Source organism: Streptomyces sp. SID1328 (assembly GCF_009865595.1).
GTDB lineage: Bacteria > Actinomycetota > Actinomycetes > Streptomycetales > Streptomycetaceae > Streptomyces > Streptomyces griseoluteus.
Genome location: NZ_WWKH01000763.1, coordinates 1 through 3,111, shown reverse-complemented (window position 1 = coordinate 3,111; position 3,111 = coordinate 1). Strand labels below are relative to the sequence as shown.

The window sequence follows — 3,111 nt, the reverse complement described above, 5'->3', positions numbered from 1 at the left end:
GGCAGACGGGAATTGTCAGACAGGGCCTAGGGGCCCTAGATGTCGAGCAGGATCGTGAAGGGGCCGTCGTTCGTCAGGGAGACCCGCATCCGGGCCCCGAAGCGGCCCGTGGCCACCGTGGCGCCGAGGGCGCGGAGCTGGGCGACGACCTCGTCCACCAGTGGTTCGGCGACCGGGCCGGGGGCGGCCGCGTTCCAGGTGGGGCGGCGGCCCTTGCGGGCGTCGCCGTAGAGGGTGAACTGGCTGACGACCAGCAGCGGGGCGTCGATGTCGCTGCACGACCGCTCGTCGGACAGCATGCGCACCGACCAGAGTTTGCGGGCCAGTTGGGCCGCCTTCTCCTTGGTGTCCTCGTGGGTCACGCCGACCAGGACGCACAGGCCCTCGCCCTCGATCGCGCCCACCGTCTCGCCGTCCACGACGACGCTCGCGCCGTCCACCCGTTGCACCACCGCACGCATGCGCCCATCATGCCGTGCGGCCGGGGGTGCGTCGGTCCGGGGGGTCCACAACCAATCAATACCCCCCATCCAGGGCCGTTCGGGGGCAGTCGGTCACATAGCGGCCACCGGGGGTGGCACGATGCTTCCCACACGCCGGTCGAGGGGACGGTCCACCGCAATGAGCACACCGAGCACCAGTGGTCCGGTCACGCACCGGCCGCCCGCGCAGCGCGCCGAGAGCCCGCCGAGTCCGCCGCCCGAGGAGCCCGCCGCGAGCGTCCTGGCCCCGCTGAGCCTGCCCGAGCTGCGCGCCCTGCGCCGGGACGCCCAGCGGGAGGAGGCCGATCTGAGCTACGTCCGGCGGCTGCTCCAGGGCCGGATCGACATCCTGCGCGCCGAGCTGGCCCGCCGGGGCGGGGAGCGCGTACCGGCGCCGGTGGACGGGTCGGTGGTGGAGCGGCTGTCGGAGATCCTGGCCGACGCCCCGGCCCGCCACCGCTCCTCCGCCCGCCATGTCACCCTCGGCACCCCGCACAGTGAGGAGTACGGCAAACTCGCGGCGGAGATGCTGGCCGAGGTCGAGCTGTCCGACCTCACCGCCCGTACGGACGCCGAGCTGGCGGACGCGATGGGCCGGCTGACCGGGTACGAGCAGGAGATCTCCCACCGCCGCCAGGGCCTCCAGCGCACCGCCGACGACTGCGGGGGCGAGATCGCGCGCCGGTACCGGGCGGGCGAGGCTCAGGTGGACGACCTGCTGGCCTGACCGGACCCGGGCGCGGGAAATACGCGCGACACACGCCGGGTCACGCGCCTACCGTGGCACCATGATCGACGTACGCCCCGTGGCCCAGGACGAGTTCGACAACTGGCACCGCGCCCTGGACACCGGTTTCCTGCAGGACCCCGTGCTCACCCCGGAGCAACGGGCGGCGAGGCTGAGGCAGTTCGAGCCGGGCCGCCTGCTCGGCGCCTTCGACGGCGGCCGCTGCGTGGGCACCTTCCGCTCCTTCGCCCAGGAGGTCACCGCGGTCGGCGGCGCTTATGTCCCGTCGAACGCGATCTCCAACGTCACCGTCTCCCCGACCCACCGCCGCCGCGGCCTGCTCACGCGCATGATGCGTGAGGACCTGGCGGCCGCGCGGGAGCGCGGGGACGTGATCGCCACGCTGATCGCCGCCGAGTACCCGATCTATGGCAAGCACGGCTTCGGCCCCGCGACCTGGGCGACCAACTGGACGGTGGACGTGACCCGTTCGGGTCTCGACCCGCGCTGGGCGGGCCCGGCGGACGGCGCCCGGATCGACCTGGTGGACGGCGCCGAGGTGCGTGCGCTGGGCCCGAAGCTGTCCGAGCGGGTGCGCGCGGTGACGCCGGGCGCGATCGGGCGGGACGACCTGTGGTGGGACGCCCGTACGGGGGTGGCCCGCTTCGGCCGGGACTGGACCGAGCCGTTCTACGCGGTGTACCGCTCCGCCTCCGGCGAGGTCGAGGGCCTGGTGTCGTACCGCTGCGAGAGCAAGTGGGAGGGGCAGCAGCCGGACAACACGGCCAAGGTGGACTGGCTGACCGCCGCGACCCCGGCGGCCGAGGCCGCGCTGTGGCGCTACCTGTGCTCGATCGACTGGATCGCCCACGTCAAGAGCGGCTGGCGGGCCCCGGACTCCCTGCTCCCCTTCCTGCTGCCCGACGTACGCGCGGCCCGCGTCGAGACGCACACGGACTGGCTGTGGGTCCGGTTGCTGGACGTCGTACGGGCGCTGGAGGCGCGGAGCTACGAGCGGTCCGGGTCGCTGGTGCTTCAGGTGCTGGACGAGGACGGCACGGCGGGCGGCCGGTACCGGCTGGAGGCGTCCCCCGAGGGCGCGTCCTGCACCCCGGCGGGCGGCGCGGCCGCCGAGCTGACCCTGCCGGTGGCCGAGCTGGCCACGCTGTGGCTGGGAGACGGCTCGACGGCACGGCTGGCGGCGCTGGGGCGGGTCCAGGAGGAGCGGGAGGGCGCCGCCCGTGCGGCCGACGCCCTGTTCCGCACGTCCGCGCGCCCGTGGTGCCCGGACTCCTTCTGACCCGACCCCGGTCGTCTCCTGCCGTGCCGGCGGCCGTTCATCCGTAGCGTGCTGTTCGGTTGTGGCTGTGCGCTGACGCTGTTCGGTTGTGGCTGTGCGGGTGTTCAGTTGTGGCTGTGCGCTCCCGTGGCCGCCCCCTGCCGGGCTCCCGGCTCCCCTCCGGAAGGGGAGCCCGGTCGGCCAACCGCCGGAAAGCTCGACCATGTCGGTCAAGTTGGCTGCCAACTTCACTGTAGTTATAGCCGCGTGGAAGCGGCTCATAACCATCATCCCGCGAACTGCCGCAAGATGGCGGGAAGTTGTAGCCTTTGTCCGTGGACCCGGAACACGTCTCCGCCACTGGGCGGAAGAGGTCACCACGGTCACAGCCCTCACGCGTCACCTCTCGCGTGGTGGCCGACACCCTGCGCACCCGTATCGACACCGGCGTGCTGCGCCCCGGTGAGCGGCTGCCCACCCAGGCGGAGCTGGCCGAGGAGTTCGGGGTCGAGCGCGGCACGGTCCGCGAGGCGCTGCGCATCCTGCGTGTGGAGCGGCTGCTCGCCGGATCGTCGCAGGGCAGCCCGGCCACGGTGGCCGTCCCGCCCGGCGCGGTGGGCCCG

The 3,111-nt window shown here is 73.5% G+C and carries 4 protein-coding genes; 3 read left to right on the top strand and 1 reads right to left on the bottom strand.

The genetic code is table 11. The annotated features are described in order from the left end of the window. Positions 1-35 precede the first annotated feature (35 nt). Positions 36-461, bottom strand: coding sequence for a D-aminoacyl-tRNA deacylase (gene dtd, locus GT030_RS24575; RefSeq protein WP_161202965.1), 426 nt, complete (start codon positions 459-461; stop codon positions 36-38). Positions 462-621: 160 nt separating this feature from the next. Here dtd and GT030_RS24570 point away from each other — a divergent pair, with 160 nt between their 5' ends. From GT030_RS24570 to GT030_RS24560, 3 genes are all read left to right on the top strand, one after another. Continuing rightward, positions 622-1,209 (top strand): aerial mycelium formation protein, encoded by a 588-nt coding sequence (locus GT030_RS24570; protein WP_161202964.1) that lies wholly within the window; start codon positions 622-624, stop codon positions 1,207-1,209. Positions 1,210-1,270: 61 nt separating this feature from the next. Further along, positions 1,271-2,509, top strand: a complete 1,239-nt coding sequence (locus GT030_RS24565; protein ID WP_161202963.1) for a GNAT family N-acetyltransferase — start codon at positions 1,271-1,273, stop codon at positions 2,507-2,509. A gap of 308 nt (positions 2,510-2,817) precedes the next feature. After that, the coding region (locus GT030_RS24560) for a GntR family transcriptional regulator (RefSeq protein ID WP_161202962.1) at positions 2,818-3,111 on the top strand (294 nt) is incomplete at its 3' end.